Genomic DNA, 19,191 nt, shown 5'->3' with positions numbered 1-19,191 from the left:
GATCCGGGTACAGCAGGCTGTACCCCGGTCAGTCGACCGGGAGGCGGTAACCGCGTTTGACCACCGTCTGCACCACCCCGGGCGTGCCCAGGCCGGCGCGCAGCCGGGCCACCGCCATCTCGACCGCGTGCTCGTCCGCCCCGCGCGGGAGCGTGCGCAGCAGCGCGGCGCGGGACAGCACCCGGCCGGGCGTGGCGGCCAGCGCGCGGAGCACCGCCATCGGCGCCGGGGCCAGCGGCTTGAGCTCGCCGTCGATCACCGCGGCGTGACCACGCAGCGTGAGTACATGCCCGGCGATCTTGAGGTTGAGCGCGCGCTGCGGCAGCTCGTCGACCAGCGTGCGGACCATCGCGCCGAGGCGGGCCCGGGCGGGCGAGATGACCGGCACGTTGTGCCGGCGCAGCGGCGCGGCCGTGACCGGGCCCACGCACGCCGCCAGCACGTCGTTGCGCAGCGCGTCGAGCACCGAGTCGGCGGACGGCCCGGCGGCGCGCAGCAGCGCGCTGACGGCCGGTGCGGAGGTGAACGTGACCGCGTCGACGAGGCGGCCGGTGATCAGGTCCACCAGGCGGTGCAGCGGGGCCGGGTCGGTCGGCGGGGCCCAGCGGTAGACCGGGACCTCGATCACCCGGGCCCCGGCCGCCTCCAGGGCGTCGGAGCACTCGGGCTGGCGGTCGCCGTGCAGCTGCATCGCGATGGTCTTGCCGGCGACGCCGTACGCCTTGAGGTGCTCGACCACCTCCTCGCAGCTCTCCGAGTCGGGCGACCACTGGTCCTGCAGGCCGGCGGCGCGGATGGCACCGCGGGCCTTCGGGCCGCGGGCGACCGTGTACGCCCCGGCCAGCACGGCCCGGAGCGGCTCGCCCAGTCCCCAGCCCTCGGCCGCCTCCAGCCAGCCGCGCATGCCGATGCCCGTGTTCGCCATCACGATGTCCGGCGGGTTCTCCAGGCAGGCGCGGGTCGCGGCGCGGAGCTCGGTGTCGTCGGCGATCGGCACGATGCGCAGCGCGGGCGCGAGCACGATGCGGGCACCGCGCCGCTCCAGCAGGGAGGCCAGCTCGTCCCGGCGCCGGTCGGCGGTGACCCCGATCGTGAAGCCGCTCAGCTCGTCAGACATCTGCGGAGGGGGTCACGGGCGCACTCCCTGGGTGAGCAGTGGGCGAGGAGCCGCGGCGGGTCCGGCCGGTCCACCGACGGGCACGCGACGAACACGCCGTCCTCGGCGTCGACCCGCTCCCACGTCACGCCTGCGCTGATCGACCGTGCCTCCGGCCGGTCCGCGCCGCGGCTCCTCTGTGCCGGCGGAGCGGTTCGGCAGAGAACCGCGCTCGCCGGGTGCCGAACCGGGGAACCGGCTCGGCGTCACCGCCAGGTCCGTCCTCAAGCCTGGCGGTGGCTCGGTGTGGCCGGTGCACGCGCGGCGAAGCTGGGGTGATGACACCCCGTCATGTCGCCTGTACGCCTTTGCACCCGCCATGTCGGAAGAGTGCCGGGGAGCGGTTTCGCTCACACGTCTTGATTGTTTTGAGCCTGTTAAGAGCCGCTCACGCTCCCCGATGCCCGCCGGTCAGGGAGCCGGGAGCTGCCGTTTTGACCCTGGGTAGGGAGACCGGGTATCGTTGCCTGCTGTTGTGCGATGGCTAGCGATATGCCGGTCACGTCACCGTCACCAGCCCCTGTGCTTGCACCGATCCGGCCTTGTGTCTGCGCCGATGTCGGACGGGCGCAGAGCTTCTCCGTCCCGCTGCGACGTGGAAAAGAAGGTCGGGGTAATCTGGTGTTTCGCGTGCGTGCTGGATCGACGCCAAGCGCGCGACTTCAGACCGACGACGAGACAAGGTAGACCTGTGCGTACGTACAGCCCGAAGCCGGGTGAAATCGAGCGTCAGTGGCACGTCATCGACGCGTCTGACGTCGTGCTGGGCCGACTGGCCACCCACACCGCGACTCTGCTCCGCGGTAAGCACAAGCCGACTTTCGCGCCGCACGTCGACACGGGCGACTTTGTCGTGATCATCAACGCGGGCAAGGTGGCTCTGACCGGCAACAAGCGGCAGACCAAGGTGGCGTACCGCCACTCCGGTTACCCGGGTGGTCTCAAGCAGGTCGGCTACGACGAGCTGCTGACCAAGCGCCCCGAGCGCGCGATCGAGCTCGCGGTCAAGGGCATGCTGCCCCACAACAAGCTCGGCCGTCAGCTGATCAAGAAGCTGAAGGTCTACGCCGGCGCTGAGCACCCGCACGAGGCGCAGAAGCCGGTCCCGTTCGAGATCACGCAGATCGCGCAGTAGTAGCGCAGGCGAGAGAAGAAGCATGACTGACATCGACGAGCAGACGCCTGCCGCTGACGCGCCGGCGACCGACATCGACACCGACGCCACCGTGGCCGTCGCCGAGGCCGAGGTGGCCGAGGAGACCGTCGAGGAGGCCCCCGCGGTCGCGACGCTGAGCCGCGTGCCGCGCGGCGAGCGCCCGATCCAGACCGTCGGCCGCCGCAAGGAGGCCATCGTCCGGGTTCGCCTCGTTCCGGGCACCGGCAAGGTCACCTGCAACGGCCGTGACATCGAGGCCTACTTCCCGAGCAAGGTGCACCAGCAGCTCATTCGTGAGCCGCTGGTGACCGCGGAGAAGACCGAGATCTTCGACGTCATCGCGAACCTGCGCGGCGGCGGCATCACCGGCCAGGCCGGTGCGCTGCGCCTCGCGATCGCCCGTGCCCTCATCTCCAACGACGGCGACGACCGTCCGGCGCTGAAGAAGGCCGGTTTCCTCACCCGGGACGCCCGGGTCAAGGAGAGCAAGAAGTACGGTCTCAAGAAGGCTCGCAAGGCGCCGCAGTACTCGAAGCGCTGACCTTGCCGGTCGCACGCTGACGGCCAGGCAGACCGCCCTCGACGGGTGGTTCGCCTGGCCGTTTGCTGTTGTACGAAGTCTCCCCGCATGTAATACGCGACTGAAAGGTCGCACCACCGCCGTGTCATGAACGAGGATGCGGCGGTCGACGACGTACCACCGAGATCAGGCGAGGGAAGGACGGCAATGGGGCGGCTCTTTGGCACCGACGGCGTGCGCGGCAAGGCGAACGCGGATCTGACGCCGGAGTTGGCGATGTCCGTGGCGGTCGCGGCCGCGCACGTGCTCGCCGAGGCGGACCGCAGCCACCCGCCGCTGGCGATCGTGGGCCGTGACCCCCGGGCCAGCGGCGAGATGCTGGAGGCGGCCGTGGTCGCGGGCCTGGCCAGTGCCGGGGCGACCGTGCTGCGGGTGGGCGTGCTGCCCACGCCGGGCGTGGCATACCTGGTGGGCGAGACGAAGGCGGACTTCGGCGTGATGGTCTCCGCCTCGCACAACCCGATGCCGGACAACGGCATCAAGCTCTTCGCCGCCGGCGGGCACAAGCTGCCCGACGACATCGAGGCGAAGATCGAGGCTGCCATCGAGGCGAACAACGGCGGCTGGACCCGGCCGGTCGGCGCCGCGATCGGCCGCGTGCACGACCTGCTGGACGGCGCGGACCACTACGTGAAGCACCTGGTCGCTTCCACGCCGCACCCGCTGGCCGGCATCAAGGTCGTGGTCGACTGCGCGAACGGCGCGCCCGCGGACGTGGCCCCGGCCGCGTTCAGCGAGGCCGGCGCGGAGGTCGTCGTGATCAACGCGGAGCCGGACGGGCTGAACATCAACGACGAGTGCGGCGCCACCCACCTGGAGAGCCTGCAGGCCGCGGTGGTCGAGCACGGCGCACACCTGGGCATCGGCCTGGACGGCGATGCGGATCGCTGCCTGGCGGTCTCCGCGGCCGGCGAGGTGGTCGACGGCGACGAGATCATGGGCATCCTGGCCGTGGCCATGCACGAGGCCGGCGCGCTCACCGACGACACGCTGGTCACCACCGTGATGAGCAACCTCGGGCTGCGGATCGCGATGCGCGAGGCCGGCATCAAACTGCGCGAGACCAAGGTCGGCGACCGGTACGTGCTGGACGAGCTGCGCGCGTCCGACCTGGCGCTGGGCGGCGAGCAGAGCGGCCACGTGGTGATGCCCGCGTACGCCACCACCGGCGACGGCACGCTGACCGGCCTGCACCTGATGGCGCGGATGGCCGCGACCGGCAAGTCCCTGGCGGAGCTGGCGTCGATCATGACGAAGCTGCCGCAGGTGCTGATCAACGTGCCGGTCTCGGACCGGGCCGCGGTCGCGTCCGCACCGGCGGTCAAGGCCGCGGTGGCCGAGGCCGAGGTGGAGCTGGGCGACACCGGCCGGGTGCTGCTCCGCCCGTCCGGCACGGAGCAGCTGGTCCGCGTCATGATCGAGGCGGCGACCGCGGAGACCGCGCAGCGCGTGGCCGAGCGCGTCGCGGACGTGGTCCGCGCGGTGTGACGCACCGGCGGGGGCCACGCTCAGTGGCCCCCGCCGAACAGCCGCAGGAACTCGAACCGGGACTGCGCGATGCCGCTGCACGACGGGGAGACCGTGCCGGAGCAGCCGTCGTTGTCCCGGTTGACGGACCAGAAGCGCACGAAGCCCAGGCCGCGCGCCTCCGCGTACCGCAGGACGGTCTGTGCGTCGGAGAGCGTGGTGACCGGGCCGGTGTCGTTGACGCCGATCATCGGGGTCACGCCGAGCATCCGGTGCACGTCCCGGTCCGGCCAGATCGCGGCCAGGTCCGCCGCGACCGCGTCGGTGGCCGCGACCATCGCGTCTGCCCAGCCCGCACCGGCCGGGTCGAAGTTCATCGTCATCGCGTTCACGGACAGCTCGACGCCGGCCGCCGCCGCGCTCCGCAACAGCGCCGTGCTCTCCTTCGTCAGCCCTCGATCCGGGCCGGCGACCGGCACGGTCAGCGTGACCGAGGTGCCGCGCTCCCGCTGCAGGTCGGCGAGCGCGCCGGTGACCGTATCCGGCGTGACCGGGCGCTCGATGTCCACGTCCAGGTCGTTGCTGCCGGCCGCGTCCAGCGCCGCCCGGTAGGCGGCGGTCAGCTCCGCGCGGGAACACACGCTCTCCAGGTACGTGCCGGTCGCGCCGCCGGTCGACACGGTCACCTCGCCGCCCAGCCGGGCGATCGCGTCCAGGTCGGCCTGCACCCGCGGCGAGTCCAGCGGCACCGTGCCACCCCAGGTCGGCGCGCAGGCCTTCGACCGGTTCGCGACCACGAACGCGAGCGTGAAGTCGGTCTGGCCGGATGCGCGTACGGCTTCCGCGATGTCCAGCGAGCCGCTGGCGATGTCGACGTAGGGTGCCACCCGCAGCGGCGGCCGGGGATCGTCGGCGCTGGTGCACCCGGCGGCGAGCAGGACCGGCACGAGAACGGCGAGGCGTTTCCACAGCACGCCCCTGCTCAACGAACCGGTCCGCGGCCCGGTAGCTGTGAGCGCGGTCACAAATTGTAAGGAGCGCCGGGAGCCGGCCGAGGGAAGATAGTGAGGCGCTGGTTCCTACTGCTCGGAACGCTCGGGCTGATCATCGGTCTGCTGCTGGTCAACGGCGCGGTGACGAGCCGGCTCGGCGTGCCGGACGCGCCGGTCACGGGCACCGCCGCACCGCCGGAGCGGCACATCGTGCTCGCGTTCGACGGCGGCCCGGACCCGGCGTTCACGCCCGGGATTCTGGGCGTGCTGGCCGAGCACGACGTGCCCGCGGTCTTCTTCATGACCGGCGCGCGCATCGCCCGGTACCCCGGCATCGTGCGCGACGTCCGGGCCGCCGGCCACGAGATCGGCATCGACACCGCCACCACCCGGTACGCGCTGGCCGGTGCCGCGAACGTGTCCAGCACGCTGCTCCGCGCCACCGGCACCACGCGCGAGGCCCGGGACGGCGACCCGGCGGCGACGCTGACCGACATCCGGCGCGCGGTCATGCCGCCCGGCGGCGAGGGGGCGGTGGTGCGCTTCGCCGGCGGTGAGCGGACCGCGGCCGCGCTGGACGCGGTGATCCCGGAGCTCAAGCGGGCCGGCTACACGATCACCATGCTGCGGGGCGCCCCGGCGAACCCGCCCCCGGACGGCGCGGAGCGGGCGCTCGGGCTCGCACTGGTCGGCCTGGTGCAGGCCGGATGGACCGTGGCGAGCTGGTTCACGGTCGCGTTGCTGCTGCTCGGGGCGTTACTGCTGGCGCGATGCGCGCTGTCGCTGGTCCGGCGGCGGACCGGCCCGGGGGCCGGCTATGACCGCCGGGTCACCGTGGTCGTACCGGTACACAACGCGGCCGAGCGCATCACGGACGTGCTCGGCTCGCTGGGGCCGGCCGACGTCATCGTGGTCGACGACGGGTCCACGGACCGCACGGCGGAGCTGGCCGAGGCGTACCCGGGCGTCACGGTGCTGCGCCAGCGGCACGCGGGCCGGGCCGCCGCGCTGAACACCGGCATCGCGCACGCCACCACGGACGTGATCGTGCTGACGGACGGCGAGACGATCTTCCGGCCGGGCACCGTACCGGCGCTGATCGGCCCGTTCGCGGACCCGGCGGTCGGCGCGGTCGCCGCCGATACCGGCGCCGGGGCGCGACAGCGGGCATACGACGCGCTGCGCTGCCTGCCCACGGTCCCGGCCGCGGCGGGTGCGTACCGGCGGGAGGCGCTGCGCCAGGTCGACGGCCTCTCCGACGACACGCTGGCCGAGGACACCGACCTGACCGTCGCGGTGGTCCGGGCCGGATGGCGCGTGGTCGGTGCGCCGGACGCCCGCATCCCGGCCCGGCCACGCCCGTACACCGCGCTCTACGGCGACATGCAGGCGATGTGGAAGCACCGGCGCGTGCTCGTCGAGTCCGGTCCCGGCGGCCGCTACGGACGGCGGGCGCTGCTCGCGCTGCTGCTGTTCCACACGCTGCTGCCGTTGCTGGCGCCGCTGATCGACCTGTACCTGATCTACGGCCTGCTCTTCGACGACCCGGTGCGGACCGCGGCGATCTGGCTCGGCGCGCTCGCGCTGCAACTGCTCGGCGGCTCGTGGACCGAGGTCGTCCGGCGGCCGCTGACGTACCCGATGCTGGTCGCGGCCTCCCGCCACGGCCGTCGCGCGCCGCGCCGTAGCCGCGGGCTGGAGGCGCTGATGGGCGCGCGGCTGCCCACCGGGTCGGCCGCGACTACGGCCCGGCCAGGCGCCTGACCGCCTCGTCGATGACCTCCTCGCGTTTGCAGAACGCGAACCGGACCAGCGTCCGCGCCGGCTCCGCGTTGTCGTAGAAGACCTGCGTCGGGATCGCCGCGACACCGAGCCGCTCGGGCAGCTCCCGGCAGAACGCGATGCCGTCGCCGTCCGAGACGCCGGAGATGTCGGCCGTGATGAAGTAGGTGCCCTCGGACGGCAGCACGCGCAGGCCGGCCCGGGCGAGCCCGTCCGCGAGCCGGTCCCGGCGGGCCTGCAGGCCGTCCCGGAAGTCGCGGTAGTACGCGTCCGGCAGGTCGAGCGCGACCGCGATCGCGGGCTGGAACGGCGCGCCGTTGACGTACGTCAGGAACTGCTTGACCCGGGTGACCGCGCTGATCAGCTCGCGCGGGCCGCTGACCCAGCCGATCTTCCAGCCGGTGCAGGAGAACGTCTTGCCGGCCGAGGAGATGCGCAGCGTGCGTTCCCGCATGCCGTCCAGCGTGGCCAGCGGCACGTGCGGCGCCGCGCTGTCCGTGAAGACCAGGTGCTCGTAGACCTCGTCGGTGACCGCGTAGACGTCATGGTCCCGGCACAGCCGGGCGATCAGGTCCAGCTCGTCCCGGGTGAACACCTTGCCGGTCGGGTTGTGCGGCGAGTTCAGCAGCACCAGCCGGGTGCGGTCGGAGAACGCCGCGCGCAGCTGCCCCGGGTCGAAGGCGAAACGCCCGTCGGGGTAGAGCGTGACCGGGCGCCGCACCGCACCGGCCAGCGCGATCGACGCGGCGTACGAGTCGTAGAACGGTTCGAAGCAGACCACCTCGTCGCCCGGCTCGCAGAGCGCCATGATCGTCGCCGCGATCACCTCGGTCGCGCCCGCCGTGATCAGGATCTCGCCGTCCGGGTCGTACCGGAGATCCCAGAACCGCCGTTGGTGGCGCGCGACCGCGGCGCGCAGCTCCGGAATGCCCGGGCCGGGCGGGTACTGGTTCCGGCCGCCGCGCAGCGCCGCCTCCGCGGCGGCCAGCATCTCCGGCGGCCCGTCCGTGTCCGGGAAGCCCTGGCCGAGGTTGACCGCGCCCGTCCGGACCGCGAGCGCGGACATCTCCGCGAAGATCGTGGTGCCGAACGGGCGCATGCGCGCCACCAGTGGATCAGTCACCGGTCTACGAAACCACGACGAACTGCATACAGGTAGCGGTGGAGGCGTTGCCGGACGCGGTGCGCTTCACGATCTCCTTGCCGTCCAGCGTGATCCGGCAGGTGAGCTCCGAGTTCTCGGTGCCGAAGTGGATGCCGGTCACGCTGAGCAGGGGTGTCTCGGAGCCGAGCGTGAACTCCTTCCGCCACGGCAGCCGCACGTCCCGCTCCGACTTCGGCGTGGTGCCCGCCTCCGTGTACGTGACCGCGGCGTCGTCCGGGCCGGTGACCTCGTAGACGACCGTCGCGTCCGGGCTCGCGGTGACGCCGGCGCCGGTCGGGAGCAGGTCGTCCAGATCCGGCAGGCCGGGGATCTGGAACGGGTCCTCGGTCGCCGGCGCGGACCCGGTGGGCGCCGGGCGGGTCGGCTCCGGCGCCCCGGTCGGCAGCGGGGGCAGCGAGGGCAGGACGTCCTGCGCCGCGTTCCGCGCCTGGTTGAAGACCAGCACACCGGCCACGACCGTGCCCGCGCAGAGCAGCACCACGGCGGCCGCGATGATCGCGATGATCGGCTTCACCGAGCGCTGCTGCGGCGGTGGTGCCTGCTGCGGGTCGTAGGCCCAGTGCGCGGTGGGCGGCGGGGCGTACTGCGGCTGGCCGTACTGCGGCGGGCCGTACTGCACCGGCTGCTCCGGCACGCCCTCCGGGGGGCGTGCCCACGGGTTGGGCTGCTCGGGCTGCGGGGACGGCGGGTGGGGCTCGGTCATGGCCTCGGGGCTCCAGACGTGCGGGGCGATACACCGTGCACCAGCCTGCCCTATCCCGGCAATCGGCTTACCGACAGGTACCTGGGATGTTCTGTCCGTATAGGTCCCGCATAAATCCCCCAATCGCGCAATGTCCGTGAGCGAATACCCGGCCTTCGCGCACGCGGGTTGAGCAAAACTCCGCTACTCTGGCTGCCATGTGCGGAATCGTGGGTTACGTCGGCAACCGGCCGGCACTGAGCATCGTGTTGGACGGGCTGCGGCGGCTCGAGTACCGGGGTTACGACTCGGCGGGCGTCGCCGTCGTCGGTGACGGCGCGCTGCACACCGAGAAGAAGGCGGGCAAGCTCGCCAACCTGGAGAAGGCGCTCGGCGAGGGCCAGGCCGGCGGCATCACGGCCGGCACCACCGGCATCGGGCACACCCGCTGGGCCACGCACGGCGGCCCGACCGACCGCAACGCCCACCCGCACGTCTCGCAGGACGGTCGTGTCGCGGTCATCCACAACGGCATCATCGAGAACTTCGCCCGCCTCCGCGTCGAGCTCGAGGCGCTCGGCGTCGAGTTCAGCAGCGAGACCGACACCGAGGTTGCGGCGCACCTGCTCGCCATCGCGCTCACCGAGGTCAACTCCGAGGGCGTGACCGGCCCGCAGGCGCTCGCCGAGGCGATGCGCCGCGTCTCCCGCCGGCTGGAGGGCGCGTTCACGCTGCTCGCCGTGGACACCGCGATCCCCGGCGCGGTCGTCGGCGCCCGCCGCAACTCGCCGCTCGTGGTCGGCCGTGGCGAGGGAGAGAACTACCTGGCCAGCGACGTCTCCGCGTTCATCGAGCACACCCGCGAGGCGGTCGAGCTGGGCCAGGACCAGGTCGTGCTGATCACGCCGGAGGGCATCGAGATCACCGGCTTCGACGGCACGCCGGTCGAGGGCCGTCCGTTCCACATCGACTGGGACGCGTCCGCCGCCGAGAAGGGCGGCTACGACTACTTCATGCTCAAGGAGATCGCCGAGCAGCCGCAGGCGGTGGCGGACACGCTGCTCGGCCGGCTCACCGAGACCGGCGAGATCGTGCTCGACGAGGTCCGCCTCACCGAGCAGGACCTGCGCGACGTGGACAAGGTCTTCATCGTGGCGTGCGGTACGGCGTACCACTCGGGTCTGGTCGCGAAGTATGCGATCGAGCACTGGACGCGCATCCCGTGCGAGGTCGAGACGGCCAGCGAGTTCCGCTACCGCGACCCGGTGCTGGACCGCTCCACGCTGGTCATCGCGATCTCCCAGTCCGGCGAGACGATGGACACGCTGATGGCGCTCCGGCACGCCAAGGAGCAGAAGGCGCGCGTGCTCGCGATCTGCAACACCAACGGGTCCACCATCCCGCGCGAGTCCGACGCGGTGCTCTACACGCACGGCGGTCCCGAGGTCGCGGTCGCGTCCACCAAGGCGTTCCTCACCCAGCTCGTCGCCTGCTACCTGATCGGCCTGCACCTGGCACAGGTCCGCGGGATCAAGTACGCGGACGAGGTCGGCGCGGTCGTCAAGCAGCTCCAGGAGATGCCGGACAAGCTGCGCACCGTGCTCGAGTCGATGGAGCCGGTCCGCAAGCTCGCGCGTGACCTCGCGTCCGCGCAGCAGGTGCTGTTCATCGGGCGGCACGTCGGCTACCCGGTGGCGCTGGAGGGCGCGCTCAAGCTCAAGGAGCTGGCGTACATGCACGCCGAGGGCTTCGCGGCGGGCGAGCTCAAGCACGGCCCGATCGCGCTGATCGACCAGGGCACGCCGGTCGTCTGCATCGTCCCGTCGCCGGCCGGCCGCGGCGTCCTGCACGACAAGATCGTGTCGAACATCCAGGAGGTCCGCGCGCGTGGTGCCCGCACCATCGTGATCGCGGAGGAGGGCGACGACGCGGTCGTCCCCTACGCCGACGAGCTGATCCGCGTGCCGCGTACGCCCACGCTGCTGGCGCCGCTGGTCACCACGGTGCCGCTCCAGGTCCTCTCCTGCGAGATCGCCAGCTCCCGCGGCCACGACGTCGACCAGCCGCGCAACCTGGCCAAGTCGGTCACCGTCGAGTAGAGCCGGATCTCCGCTGAAGGCCGGCCCGCGTTCGCTCGCGGGCCGGCCTTTCCGTGCAGATCGATATACCCGCTCCCCGGGTGGTGCTGTCCGCATGCTCCCGCGGGCACCGGTCGTCGCCGGCGCTCCTCCCTGTCAGTTCCGCGGGTGGTCACCACGAGCCGCGGTCGGTGTCGCCGGTCACGTCCCGGCCGCGTCTCGCCGCGGCTTCGCGCGCGTTCGCCTCGTCGCCTGACGCTCCGGGGTTTCGGTGACCGGCGACGGAACCGGTGCCCGCGGGAGCACTGGGGAAGTGGGCACGCCGGAAGCGGGAAAATCTCAAGGAATGATCGAGGCGACCGCCTCGCGCAGCGCGACGGCCACGTCCGGCGCCGTGACCGGCCCGTGTTCCGCGGCGACGCGACCGGCGAGGCCGTGCAGGTAGGCGGCGGTGACCGCGGACCGGACCGGATCGACGCCCGCGGCCAGCAGGGACGCCAGCAGGCCGGCCAGCACGTCGCCGGTGCCGCCGGTGGCCAGCGCGGCGGTGCCGGTCGGGTTGACCCAGGCCGTACCGTCCGGCGCCGCGACGATCGTGCGGTCGCCCTTGAGCAGCACCACCGCGTGCATCCGCGCGGCCAGGGCGAGCGCGGCGCCCACCCGGTCCGATCCCGGCCCGCCACCGGCCAGCCGGGCGAACTCGCGGTCGTGCGGCGTGATCACCAGGGGTGCGTCGCGGTCCCGGAGCCGGTCCGCCGATGAGCCGTCGACCAGCATGGTGAGCGCGTCCGCGTCCAGCACGACCGGCAGATCCGTGCCGAGCACGTCGTGCAGCGCCGTGCGCGCGTCCTCGTCGGTGCCGATGCCGGAGCCGCAGAGCCAGGCCTGCACACGCCCGGTGCCGGCGACGGAGTCCGCCGCGACGACGGACGGATGCGCCCGGAGCACCTCGGCGCGGGCGGTTCCGGCATATCGCACCATGCCGGTCGGGCCGGCCAGCGCACCGGCGGTGGACAGCACGGCCGCACCCGGGTACGTGTGCGAGCCGGTGGCGATCCCGACGACGCCCCGGGTGTACTTCTCCGAGCCGGCGGTCAGCCGGGGCCACCACTCGGCGACGTCCGCGGCACCGGCGATCCGCAGCGCGGGCGCGGCCTGTGGCGCGATGCCGATGTCGACCAGCTCGACGTGACCGGCCAGCGGCGCGGCCGGACCGGCGACCAGTGCCGGTTTGAGACAGCCGAACGTGACCGTCACGTCCGCCGTGACGGCCGCGCCCGGCACCGCGCCGGTGTCCACGTCGACGCCGCTCGGCACGTCGACCGCGACCATGATCGGGCGCGGGGCGCGCACGGCCAGCGCCTCGACGATGCCGATGGCGGGCTCGCGCAGGCCGCCGGTGGCGCCGATGCCGACGATGCCGTCCATCACCAGGTCCGCGGGAAGCCGTTCGTCCCATCGGGTGCGAACCCGGCCGCCGGACCGGCGCAGCGCGGTCAGACCGGCCGGATGTGCCCGGTCCGGGCTCAGCAGCAGCGCGGTGACGTGCGCGCCGCGGCGGGCCAGCAGCGCGCCCGCGAAGAGCGCGTCACCGCCGTTGTTCCCGGCGCCGACCAGCAGCAGCACCCGGGCCCCGTAGACCCGGTCCAGCAGCAGCGCGCACCGGCGGGCGAGCCCGGCCGCGGCGCGCTGCATGAGCGTGCCGTCCGGGACCTCGCGCATCAGCGTCTCTTCCGCCGACCTCACGTCGGCGACCCGCCACACGCCCCGCATGCGAACTCCTAGCTCTCGGCTACCACCATGGCGGACGCGATGCCGCCGTCGTGCGACAGGGACAGGTGCCAGCGCGTGATCCCGCACTCGGCGGCGGCGGCCGCGACCGTGCCGGACACGGTCAGCCACGGCCGCCCGGCCGCGTCCGAGACCACCTCGCAGTCGTGCCAGCGCAACCCCGACGGCGCACCGAGCGCCTTCGCGACCGCCTCTTTCGCGGCGAACCGGGCGGCCAGCGACTCGGCGGGCCGCGGATTCCCGGACGCGGTATGCCGCTCGCCCTCGGTGAACAGCCGGTCCGCGAGCTGCGGCGTCCGTTCCAGCGCGCGGACGAACCGCTCGACGAGCACCACGTCCATGCCGACGGAAACGATCACGCTGTAGAGCCTAGTGGGGGAGTCGGCAACCCCTGTGGACAACCATGCGGTACGCGCGCCGGACGTCGTCCACAGGGCTTATCCGGCCCGGTGTCCGAGTGGGACGGTGGTCGGCATGGAAGTCATCGACGTCACCACTCCGGCGCTGCGGGCCTGCGCTGACCGGCTCGCGGCTGTGGCCCGCCGGCTGCTCGGCATGCCACCGGGCCGCCTGTCCGTCACCGCGCCCGGCTGGGCGGCGTCCGGCGCGTCGGCCGAGCTGGCGGATGCGGCCTGGTCCGCGCTGGATCGGTGCGGCACCGGCGTGGCGGCAGCGGCGGCGGGGCTCGCTCGTGCGGCCACGGCTTATGAGGCGGTCGACCGGTCGGCCGCCACCCGCCTCCGCCACCTGACCGGCGCACCGGGGGTGAAACGCGCATGGCCGTGACGTATGAACAGCTGTGGCAGGCGAGCCCGCCCGCGTGGCGGGCGTCCGCGGCGGCCTGGCGCGACCTCGCGGCATCCGGTGCCCGGCGTGCGCTGGAGCTGGCCGCCGGTGCGGTCGCGGTGACCCGCGTCTGGTCGGGTGCCGGCGCCGACGCGGCCATCGGCCGCCTCCGCCGGCTGCGGGACGATCTGGAGGCCGGCCGGCTCGCGCAGCTCGAGACCGCCACGGTTCTGACGGAATACGCGGCGGCCGTCCAGGCGGCAAAGGCTCGTCTGGCTGCGGCGGTCCGCGCGGCCGAGGCAGCGGGCCTGGCGGTCGAGATCACGGGCCGGGTGGTCGGCGCGTTCACCCCGGGCGGTGCGGTGCCGGTGGGTGGTGGGCCGTCGGTGGCCGTGGCGGCTGAGATCGAGGCGGCGCTGCGTGCGGCGGCGGTCGCGGACGCGGAGGCGGCGGTCCGGCTCGCGGAGCTGAGCGGTGCGGCCGGTCACGGGTGGGAGAGCGTGCCGCCGGGGCACCGGCCCGGGCCGGACGCGTCGCCGGCCACCACGCGCGCGTGGTGGGACTCGCTCACCCCGGCGCAGCGGCGGTGGCTGATCCGGCACGAGCCGACGCTGGTCGGTGGGCTGGACGGGGTGCCGATCACCGCTCGTGACCTGGCCAACCGCGCGCTGCTGGACCTGGCGCTGGAGGCGGCCCGCCTCGGCCTCCCGGTGGACGGGCTGCGCAGCGGCGCGGCGTCCGGCGGCGTCAGCCTGACCGGTGCCGACCTGCGTGGCGTGATCCCGGGCGACGCAGCCTACGCGCGGGACACCGCGCTCATCGGGTCGCTGGAGCGGCTGGCCGAGCGGGTGTCCGCGGACGCGGATCCGCCGCGTTACCTGGTGCGCTTCGACCCGTCGCGGGACGGCCGGGCGATCGTGGCGGTCGGCGATCCGGACCGCAGCGCGGCCGTGGTGACCTACGTGCCCGGCATGACCAGCGATCTCGCCTCGGCCGGTGGTGAGCTGGACCGGGCCGCGCGGGTTGCCGAGGCCGCGACCGAGCTGGACCCGGCGCGACGTACCGCGGCCGTGCTCTGGCTGGACTACGACGCACCGGACTTCCTGGACGAGGCCGTGTCCGCCGCACCGGCGCGGGATGCGGCGCCCGCGCTGCACCAGTTCCAGGAAGGGTTGCGGGCGTCGCACGAGGGCGACCCGGCCCGGCAGGTGGTGCTGGGCCACAGCTACGGCACCCTGGTCACCGGCGTGACCGCCCGCGATCACGGGCTGGACGCCGACGCACTGGTGCTGCTCGCCTCACCCGGTGCCGGGGTGGAGCACGCGACACAGCTGCGCGTGTCCGAGGTCTGGGCCAGTACCTCGATCACCGACCCGATCCAGCACGCGCCGGTGTCACCGGTCGCCGCGGTGACGGATGCCGCGCTCGCGGCCGCGGTGCCGGGCGCGGGCGCGGCCCTCGCCTACGGCCGGCCGGAGGACGACCTGTGGCACGGGCACAACCCCGCGGACCCGGATTTCGGCGCCCGCGTCTTCCCCAGCCAGGCCGACGCCGGGCACCTCGGCTACTGGGATCGTGGCGGGACGGCGCTGGACGCGCTGTCCCGCATCACGCTCGGACTACCACTTGCCGGAGTGGCCCCGTGACGGCCGGGTGGCGGTGCTGGACGGGCAGATCAGGCCGGGGTGAGCGACCAGTCGATCGGGGTGAGGCCGGCGTCCGCGAGGGCCTTGTTGCAGGCGCTGAACGGGCGGGTGCCGAGGAAACCGGCCGGGTTCATCGGGCTCGGGTGGCCGGCCTCCAGCACCACGTGCTGCGGGTTGGTGACCAGTGCGGCCTTCTTCCGGGCGTAGCTGCCCCACAGCATGAAGACCACGCGCGTGTCCAGCTCGTTCACGGCGCTGATGGTGGCGTCCGTGAACTCCTCCCAGCCTTTCTTCGCGTGCGAACCGGCCTTCCCCTCGCGAACCGTCATGATCGAGTTGAGCAGCAGGACGCCCTGCTCGGCCCACGGAGTCAGGTCGCCGGTGGTGGGCATGCCCGCGCCGACGTCGGCCGCGATCTCCTTGAAGACGTTGCGCAGCGACGGGGGCACCCGGACGCCCTCGCGGACGCTGAAGCTCATGCCGTGTGCCTGGCCGGCCTTGAAGTACGGGTCCTGGCCGAGCAGCAGCACGCGCACCCGCTCCGGCGGGCACAGCCGGTATGCCGTGAACAGGTCCTCGACCGGGGGGTAGACGGTCTGCGACGCATATTCCCCCGCGACGAACTCGCCCAGCTTGCGGGTCCGCTCCGCGTCCAGGTGCGGGGCGAGGACGGCCTGCCACGGCGCGGGCAGCAGGCTGACGAGGTCGAGGGACATGCTGGCGACTCCTCCACAGGGGAACTACGGGACGTGCGGTCGCACCGTATCGGACGGGTGCGACAGAACCGTCACAGCTTCTCCAGGAAGGAGATGAGCGCGGCGTTCACCTCGTCAGCGTGCTCCAGCATGACCACGTGCCCGCTGTCCGGGATTTCGATGAACTCCGCGTTCGGCAGGTGGCGGGCGATCTCACGCGAGTGGGTGACCGGCAGGATCTGGTCCTTGTCGCCCGCGATCACGAGCGTCGGGATGTCCTGCAGCGTGTCCAGCGCGGGGAACCGGTCATGCGTGTAGATCGTCCGCAGATAGCGCGTGACCGTGTCTGCCGTGGTGTGCGAGTTCATCGACTCGACGAACGTGACCAGCGCCGGGCTGGGCGCGCTGCCGCCGAAGCCGAACTGGCGGGTGAGCAGCCAGGCCAGGTCGGAGGAGGCGAGCCGGGCTCGGTCGATGACGCTGCCGGTGAGCCGGGTGGTCCGGGTGACGACCGGCAGGAACGGCGCACCGGCCCGCGCGGCCAGCGACGGCAGCGACAGCCGGGCCTCCTCCAGCTTGCCGCCGGACGTGGCCATCAGCACGACGCCGGACACCCGGGTGCGCAGCAGGTCCGGGTACCGCTCGGCCAGCGCCATGATCGTCATGCCGCCCATGGAGTGGCCGACCAGCACGATCGGGCCGGTCGGCACGGTGGCCTCGATGACCGCGTTCAGCGACTCGGCCAGCGCTTCCAGGTGGTAGTCGCCGGACTCCAGCTTGCCGGAGCGGCCGTGCCCCGGCTGGTCGTAGAAGACCATCCGGTAGTCGCCGCGCCGTACCAGCTCCTTGCGCTGGAAGTAGAACGTGCCCATGTCCAGGCAGAAGCCGTGCACGAAGACGATCGTGGGCTCGGCCTCCAGGTCAGCACCGGGCGCACCGGGAAAGTCCGGTTCGACCTCCAGCCCGTCGACCGGGTCGAGCACCTCGACGTGCAGGTCGGTGCCGTCCGGCGCGGTGATCATGAAGGACTCGTCGTAGGGCTGCTCGCCGAACTTCTCATCCGCGTACGGATCGATCGTGCCCCGCTTGGTGCGGCGCACGATGGTCCGCTCGGCGGCGACCCCGGCCGCGATGCCGGCGGCGGCGAGCCCGACCACGGCGCCGATGATCCCGGCGCGTTTCCCGACCTTGGGGGTGAAGACCGACGAAACCAGAGACGACGAGGACGATGACGCCGAACTCATGCTTGCCCTTCCTCCAGGCTGCGATAACGCTGTCGGACGAATCGAGCCACCACGCCACTCCCGCCGGCCACCCGCAACCGCTGCGGCGCCGCGTCGGCGCGCGCCGGGCTGGCTGGGACCCTGCTGGCCGGCGCTGAGCTGACCGGCGTCGGGTCGCTGGGCCCGCCGGTACCGGGTGCCGCGCCGGCTGGCATCGGGGCGCCGGTGCCGGGCGTGCCGGAGGGCCGCGGTTGCGGTCGCGAGCGAGCGGTGGCGGTCCGGGGTGGAGTCATGAGGTGGGCTCCGGGGGGAGGCCGTCGAAGACGCGGGCTACCCTGGCGCTGCCGAAGCGGGCGACGATCTCGTAGTTGATGGTGCCGGAGGCGGCGGCCCAGTCGTCGACGGTGGGCTCGCCGGCGTCGCCGGGGCCGAAGAGGGTGACCAGGTCACCGGCCTGAATCGGATCGTCGCCGCAGTCGACCATGAACTGGTCCATGCAGACGCGGCCGGCGATCGGGCGGACCCGGCCGCCGATCTGCACCGGGCCGCCGTTGGAGGCATGCCGGGGGACGCCGTCGGCATAGCCGATCGGGATCACCGCGATGGTGGACTCGACCGGTGTGACGTAGGTGTGGCCGTAGGAGACGCCGGAGCCGGCCGGTACCCGCTTGGCCAGCATCACCCGGGCGCGTGCGGTCATCGCGGGCCGGAGCCCGTCGGCGCGTCCGCCCATCGGCGACAGGCCGTAGATGGCGAGCCCGGGGCGGACCAGGTCGAAGTGCGCGTCCGGGCGGGTGAGCAGCGCGGCCGAGTTGGCGATGTGCCGGTAGCGCGGCCGGACACCGAACCGGGCGGCGACCTCCAGCCCGTCCCGGAACGCGGTCAGCTGCGCGTCGACGCTGGGGTGGCCGGGCTCGTCCGCGCACCCGAGGTGGGACCAGACGCCGACCACGTCGATCAGCCCGTCCGACTGTGCCTTGGCGGCCGCCTCCAGCAGCACCGGCCACTCCGCGGGCGTGGCGCCGCCGCGGCTCATCCCGGTGTCGATCTTCAGGTGCACGCGGGCGACGCGCTCGGCGCGCTCGGCCGCGGTGGCCACCTCGTCCAGCAGGCCGAGCGTGGCGACGCTCAGGTCGATGTCGCCCGCGACCGCGTCGTGCAGCGGCAGGCCGGGGGCGATCAGCCAGGAGAGCAGTGGCGCGGTCAGCCCGGCCTCACGCAGCGTGAGCGCCTCGGTCAGGGTGGCGACGCCGAGCCAGGTGGCGCCGCCGTCCAGAGCCGCCCGTGCGGAGGCGACCATGCCGTGCCCGTACCCGTCGCTCTTGACCACCGCCATGACCTCGGCGCTGGTCCCGGCGACGAGATGGGCCACGTTCGCCCGGATCGCGTCGAGATCAACTCGAACTTCGGCCTGCCACATGGCCCCAGCCTACTGACCGGTCACAGAGCCGCGCACCCCTTGTGACGTGGCAAGGCGCTATGGTTCCGGCGATGAGTGACGCGATCCGGCCGCTGCGCTGGTGGCATATCGACGAGTTGCTGCCGATCGAGGCCGACCTGTTCGGCGCCGAGAAGTGGACCGCCGGCATGTTCTGGAACGAGCTGGCGAACGGTCACTACTACGTGGTGTCACTGGACGACGCCGGCCGCGTGGACGGTTACGCCGGGCTGGCGATGCAGGAACCGGACGCCTGGGTGCAGAACATCGCGGTCCGCCGCGACCGGCAGCGGCACGGCGTCGGCCGCGCGCTGCTGGAGACGCTCCTGGCCGAGGCGGAGCGACACGGTGCGGAGCGGGTGCTGCTGGAGGTCGCGGTGGACAACGTGCCCGCGCAGCGGCTGTACGGCAGCTACGGTTTCGAGGGGATCGGCGTCCGCAAGGGCTACTACCAGCCGAGCAACACCGATGCCCTGATCATGGAGCGGGACCGGTAGCCTCCGGTGTCATCCCCCCGGATGAAAGAGTTTCACCGCCAGGGGAGGAGGGGGCGA

17 protein-coding genes are annotated in these 19,191 nt (G+C 73.0%); 8 read left to right on the top strand and 9 right to left on the bottom strand.

All coding sequences use genetic code 11. The features are described from left to right. Positions 1-28 precede the first annotated feature (28 nt). Positions 29-1,117 carry a uroporphyrinogen-III synthase gene (locus tag J2S42_RS18875; protein WP_307240978.1) on the bottom strand — a complete coding sequence of 363 codons (1,089 nt, stop codon included), beginning with the start codon at positions 1,115-1,117 and terminating at the stop codon, positions 29-31. A gap of 730 nt (positions 1,118-1,847) precedes the next feature. On the opposite strand from J2S42_RS18875, the gene rplM reads away from it, so the two are divergent. The 3 genes from rplM (at position 1,848) to glmM (ending at position 4,380) form a co-directional block, all read left to right on the top strand. Further along, positions 1,848-2,291 carry a 50S ribosomal protein L13 gene (rplM, locus tag J2S42_RS18870; RefSeq protein ID WP_307240976.1) on the top strand — a complete coding sequence of 148 codons (444 nt, stop codon included), beginning with the start codon at positions 1,848-1,850 and terminating at the stop codon, positions 2,289-2,291. A gap of 22 nt (positions 2,292-2,313) precedes the next feature. Then, complete coding sequence (gene rpsI, locus J2S42_RS18865; RefSeq protein ID WP_307240974.1) at positions 2,314-2,853, top strand: 30S ribosomal protein S9; 540 nt, start codon at positions 2,314-2,316, stop codon at positions 2,851-2,853. 186 nt (positions 2,854-3,039) lie between these two features. Next, positions 3,040-4,380: a phosphoglucosamine mutase gene (glmM, locus tag J2S42_RS18860; RefSeq protein ID WP_307240972.1), complete on the top strand. Its 1,341-nt coding sequence runs from the start codon at positions 3,040-3,042 to the stop codon at positions 4,378-4,380. 20 nt (positions 4,381-4,400) lie between these two features. Here the strand turns inward: glmM and J2S42_RS18855 are convergent, their stop codons facing one another. Next, entirely contained in the window at positions 4,401-5,333 is a 933-nt protein-coding gene (locus J2S42_RS18855) for a glycoside hydrolase family 18 protein (protein ID WP_307240971.1), read from the bottom strand. A 90-nt stretch (positions 5,334-5,423) separates the two neighbouring features. Between J2S42_RS18855 and J2S42_RS18850 the strand changes: the two genes are divergently transcribed. Continuing rightward, positions 5,424-7,115, top strand: coding sequence for a bifunctional polysaccharide deacetylase/glycosyltransferase family 2 protein (locus tag J2S42_RS18850; protein ID WP_307240968.1), 1,692 nt, complete (start codon positions 5,424-5,426; stop codon positions 7,113-7,115). Here the strand turns inward: J2S42_RS18850 and J2S42_RS18845 are convergent. Both J2S42_RS18845 and J2S42_RS18840 read right to left on the bottom strand, forming a co-directional pair. Then, complete coding sequence (locus tag J2S42_RS18845) at positions 7,093-8,232, bottom strand: pyridoxal phosphate-dependent aminotransferase (RefSeq protein ID WP_307248848.1); 1,140 nt, start codon at positions 8,230-8,232, stop codon at positions 7,093-7,095. The two genes, J2S42_RS18850 and J2S42_RS18845, sit on opposite strands and share 23 nt — an antisense overlap. A gap of 28 nt (positions 8,233-8,260) precedes the next feature. Next, complete coding sequence (locus J2S42_RS18840; RefSeq protein WP_307240967.1) at positions 8,261-9,001, bottom strand: MmpS family transport accessory protein; 741 nt, start codon at positions 8,999-9,001, stop codon at positions 8,261-8,263. A 197-nt stretch (positions 9,002-9,198) separates the two neighbouring features. Here J2S42_RS18840 and glmS point away from each other — a divergent pair, with 197 nt between their 5' ends. After that, positions 9,199-11,079 carry a glutamine--fructose-6-phosphate transaminase (isomerizing) gene (gene glmS, locus J2S42_RS18835; RefSeq protein WP_307240965.1) on the top strand — a complete coding sequence of 627 codons (1,881 nt, stop codon included), beginning with the start codon at positions 9,199-9,201 and terminating at the stop codon, positions 11,077-11,079. Positions 11,080-11,397: 318 nt separating this feature from the next. Here the strand turns inward: glmS and J2S42_RS18830 are convergent, their stop codons facing one another. Next, on the bottom strand, positions 11,398-12,831 hold the full coding sequence (locus J2S42_RS18830) for an NAD(P)H-hydrate dehydratase (RefSeq protein ID WP_307240963.1): 1,434 nt from the start codon (positions 12,829-12,831) through the stop codon (positions 11,398-11,400). A gap of 8 nt (positions 12,832-12,839) precedes the next feature. Next, on the bottom strand, positions 12,840-13,208 hold the full coding sequence (locus J2S42_RS18825; RefSeq protein ID WP_307240961.1) for a holo-ACP synthase: 369 nt from the start codon (positions 13,206-13,208) through the stop codon (positions 12,840-12,842). Positions 13,209-13,323: 115 nt separating this feature from the next. Between J2S42_RS18825 and J2S42_RS18820 the strand changes: the two genes are divergently transcribed. Both J2S42_RS18820 and J2S42_RS18815 read left to right on the top strand, forming a co-directional pair. Further along, the gene (locus J2S42_RS18820) at positions 13,324-13,635 is read left to right on the top strand and encodes a hypothetical protein (protein WP_307240959.1); all 312 of its coding nucleotides are present in this window, start codon (positions 13,324-13,326) and stop codon (positions 13,633-13,635) included. Further along, positions 13,626-15,281 (top strand): alpha/beta hydrolase, encoded by a 1,656-nt coding sequence (locus J2S42_RS18815; protein WP_307240957.1) that lies wholly within the window; start codon positions 13,626-13,628, stop codon positions 15,279-15,281. The genes J2S42_RS18820 and J2S42_RS18815 overlap by 10 nt, the downstream gene beginning before the upstream one ends. A gap of 29 nt (positions 15,282-15,310) precedes the next feature. Here J2S42_RS18815 and ung read toward each other — a convergent pair whose 3' ends face one another. From ung to alr, 3 genes are all read right to left on the bottom strand, one after another. Then, positions 15,311-15,997, bottom strand: a complete 687-nt coding sequence (ung, locus tag J2S42_RS18810; RefSeq protein WP_307240955.1) for a uracil-DNA glycosylase — start codon at positions 15,995-15,997, stop codon at positions 15,311-15,313. A gap of 71 nt (positions 15,998-16,068) precedes the next feature. Further along, the gene (locus tag J2S42_RS18805) at positions 16,069-17,190 is read right to left on the bottom strand and encodes an alpha/beta fold hydrolase (protein WP_370879406.1); all 1,122 of its coding nucleotides are present in this window, start codon (positions 17,188-17,190) and stop codon (positions 16,069-16,071) included. Positions 17,191-17,488: 298 nt separating this feature from the next. Next, positions 17,489-18,619, bottom strand: a complete 1,131-nt coding sequence (gene alr, locus J2S42_RS18800) for an alanine racemase (RefSeq protein WP_307240951.1) — start codon at positions 18,617-18,619, stop codon at positions 17,489-17,491. A gap of 71 nt (positions 18,620-18,690) precedes the next feature. Here alr and rimI point away from each other — a divergent pair, with 71 nt between their 5' ends. Then, a complete protein-coding gene (rimI, locus tag J2S42_RS18795) occupies positions 18,691-19,134 on the top strand; it encodes a ribosomal protein S18-alanine N-acetyltransferase (RefSeq protein ID WP_307240949.1) in 444 nt (147 codons plus the stop codon). The last annotated feature ends 57 nt before the right edge of the window (positions 19,135-19,191 follow it).

The organism is Catenuloplanes indicus (assembly GCF_030813715.1).
GTDB lineage: Bacteria > Actinomycetota > Actinomycetes > Mycobacteriales > Micromonosporaceae > Catenuloplanes > Catenuloplanes indicus.
This window is presented reverse-complemented; position numbering and strand designations above follow the sequence as displayed.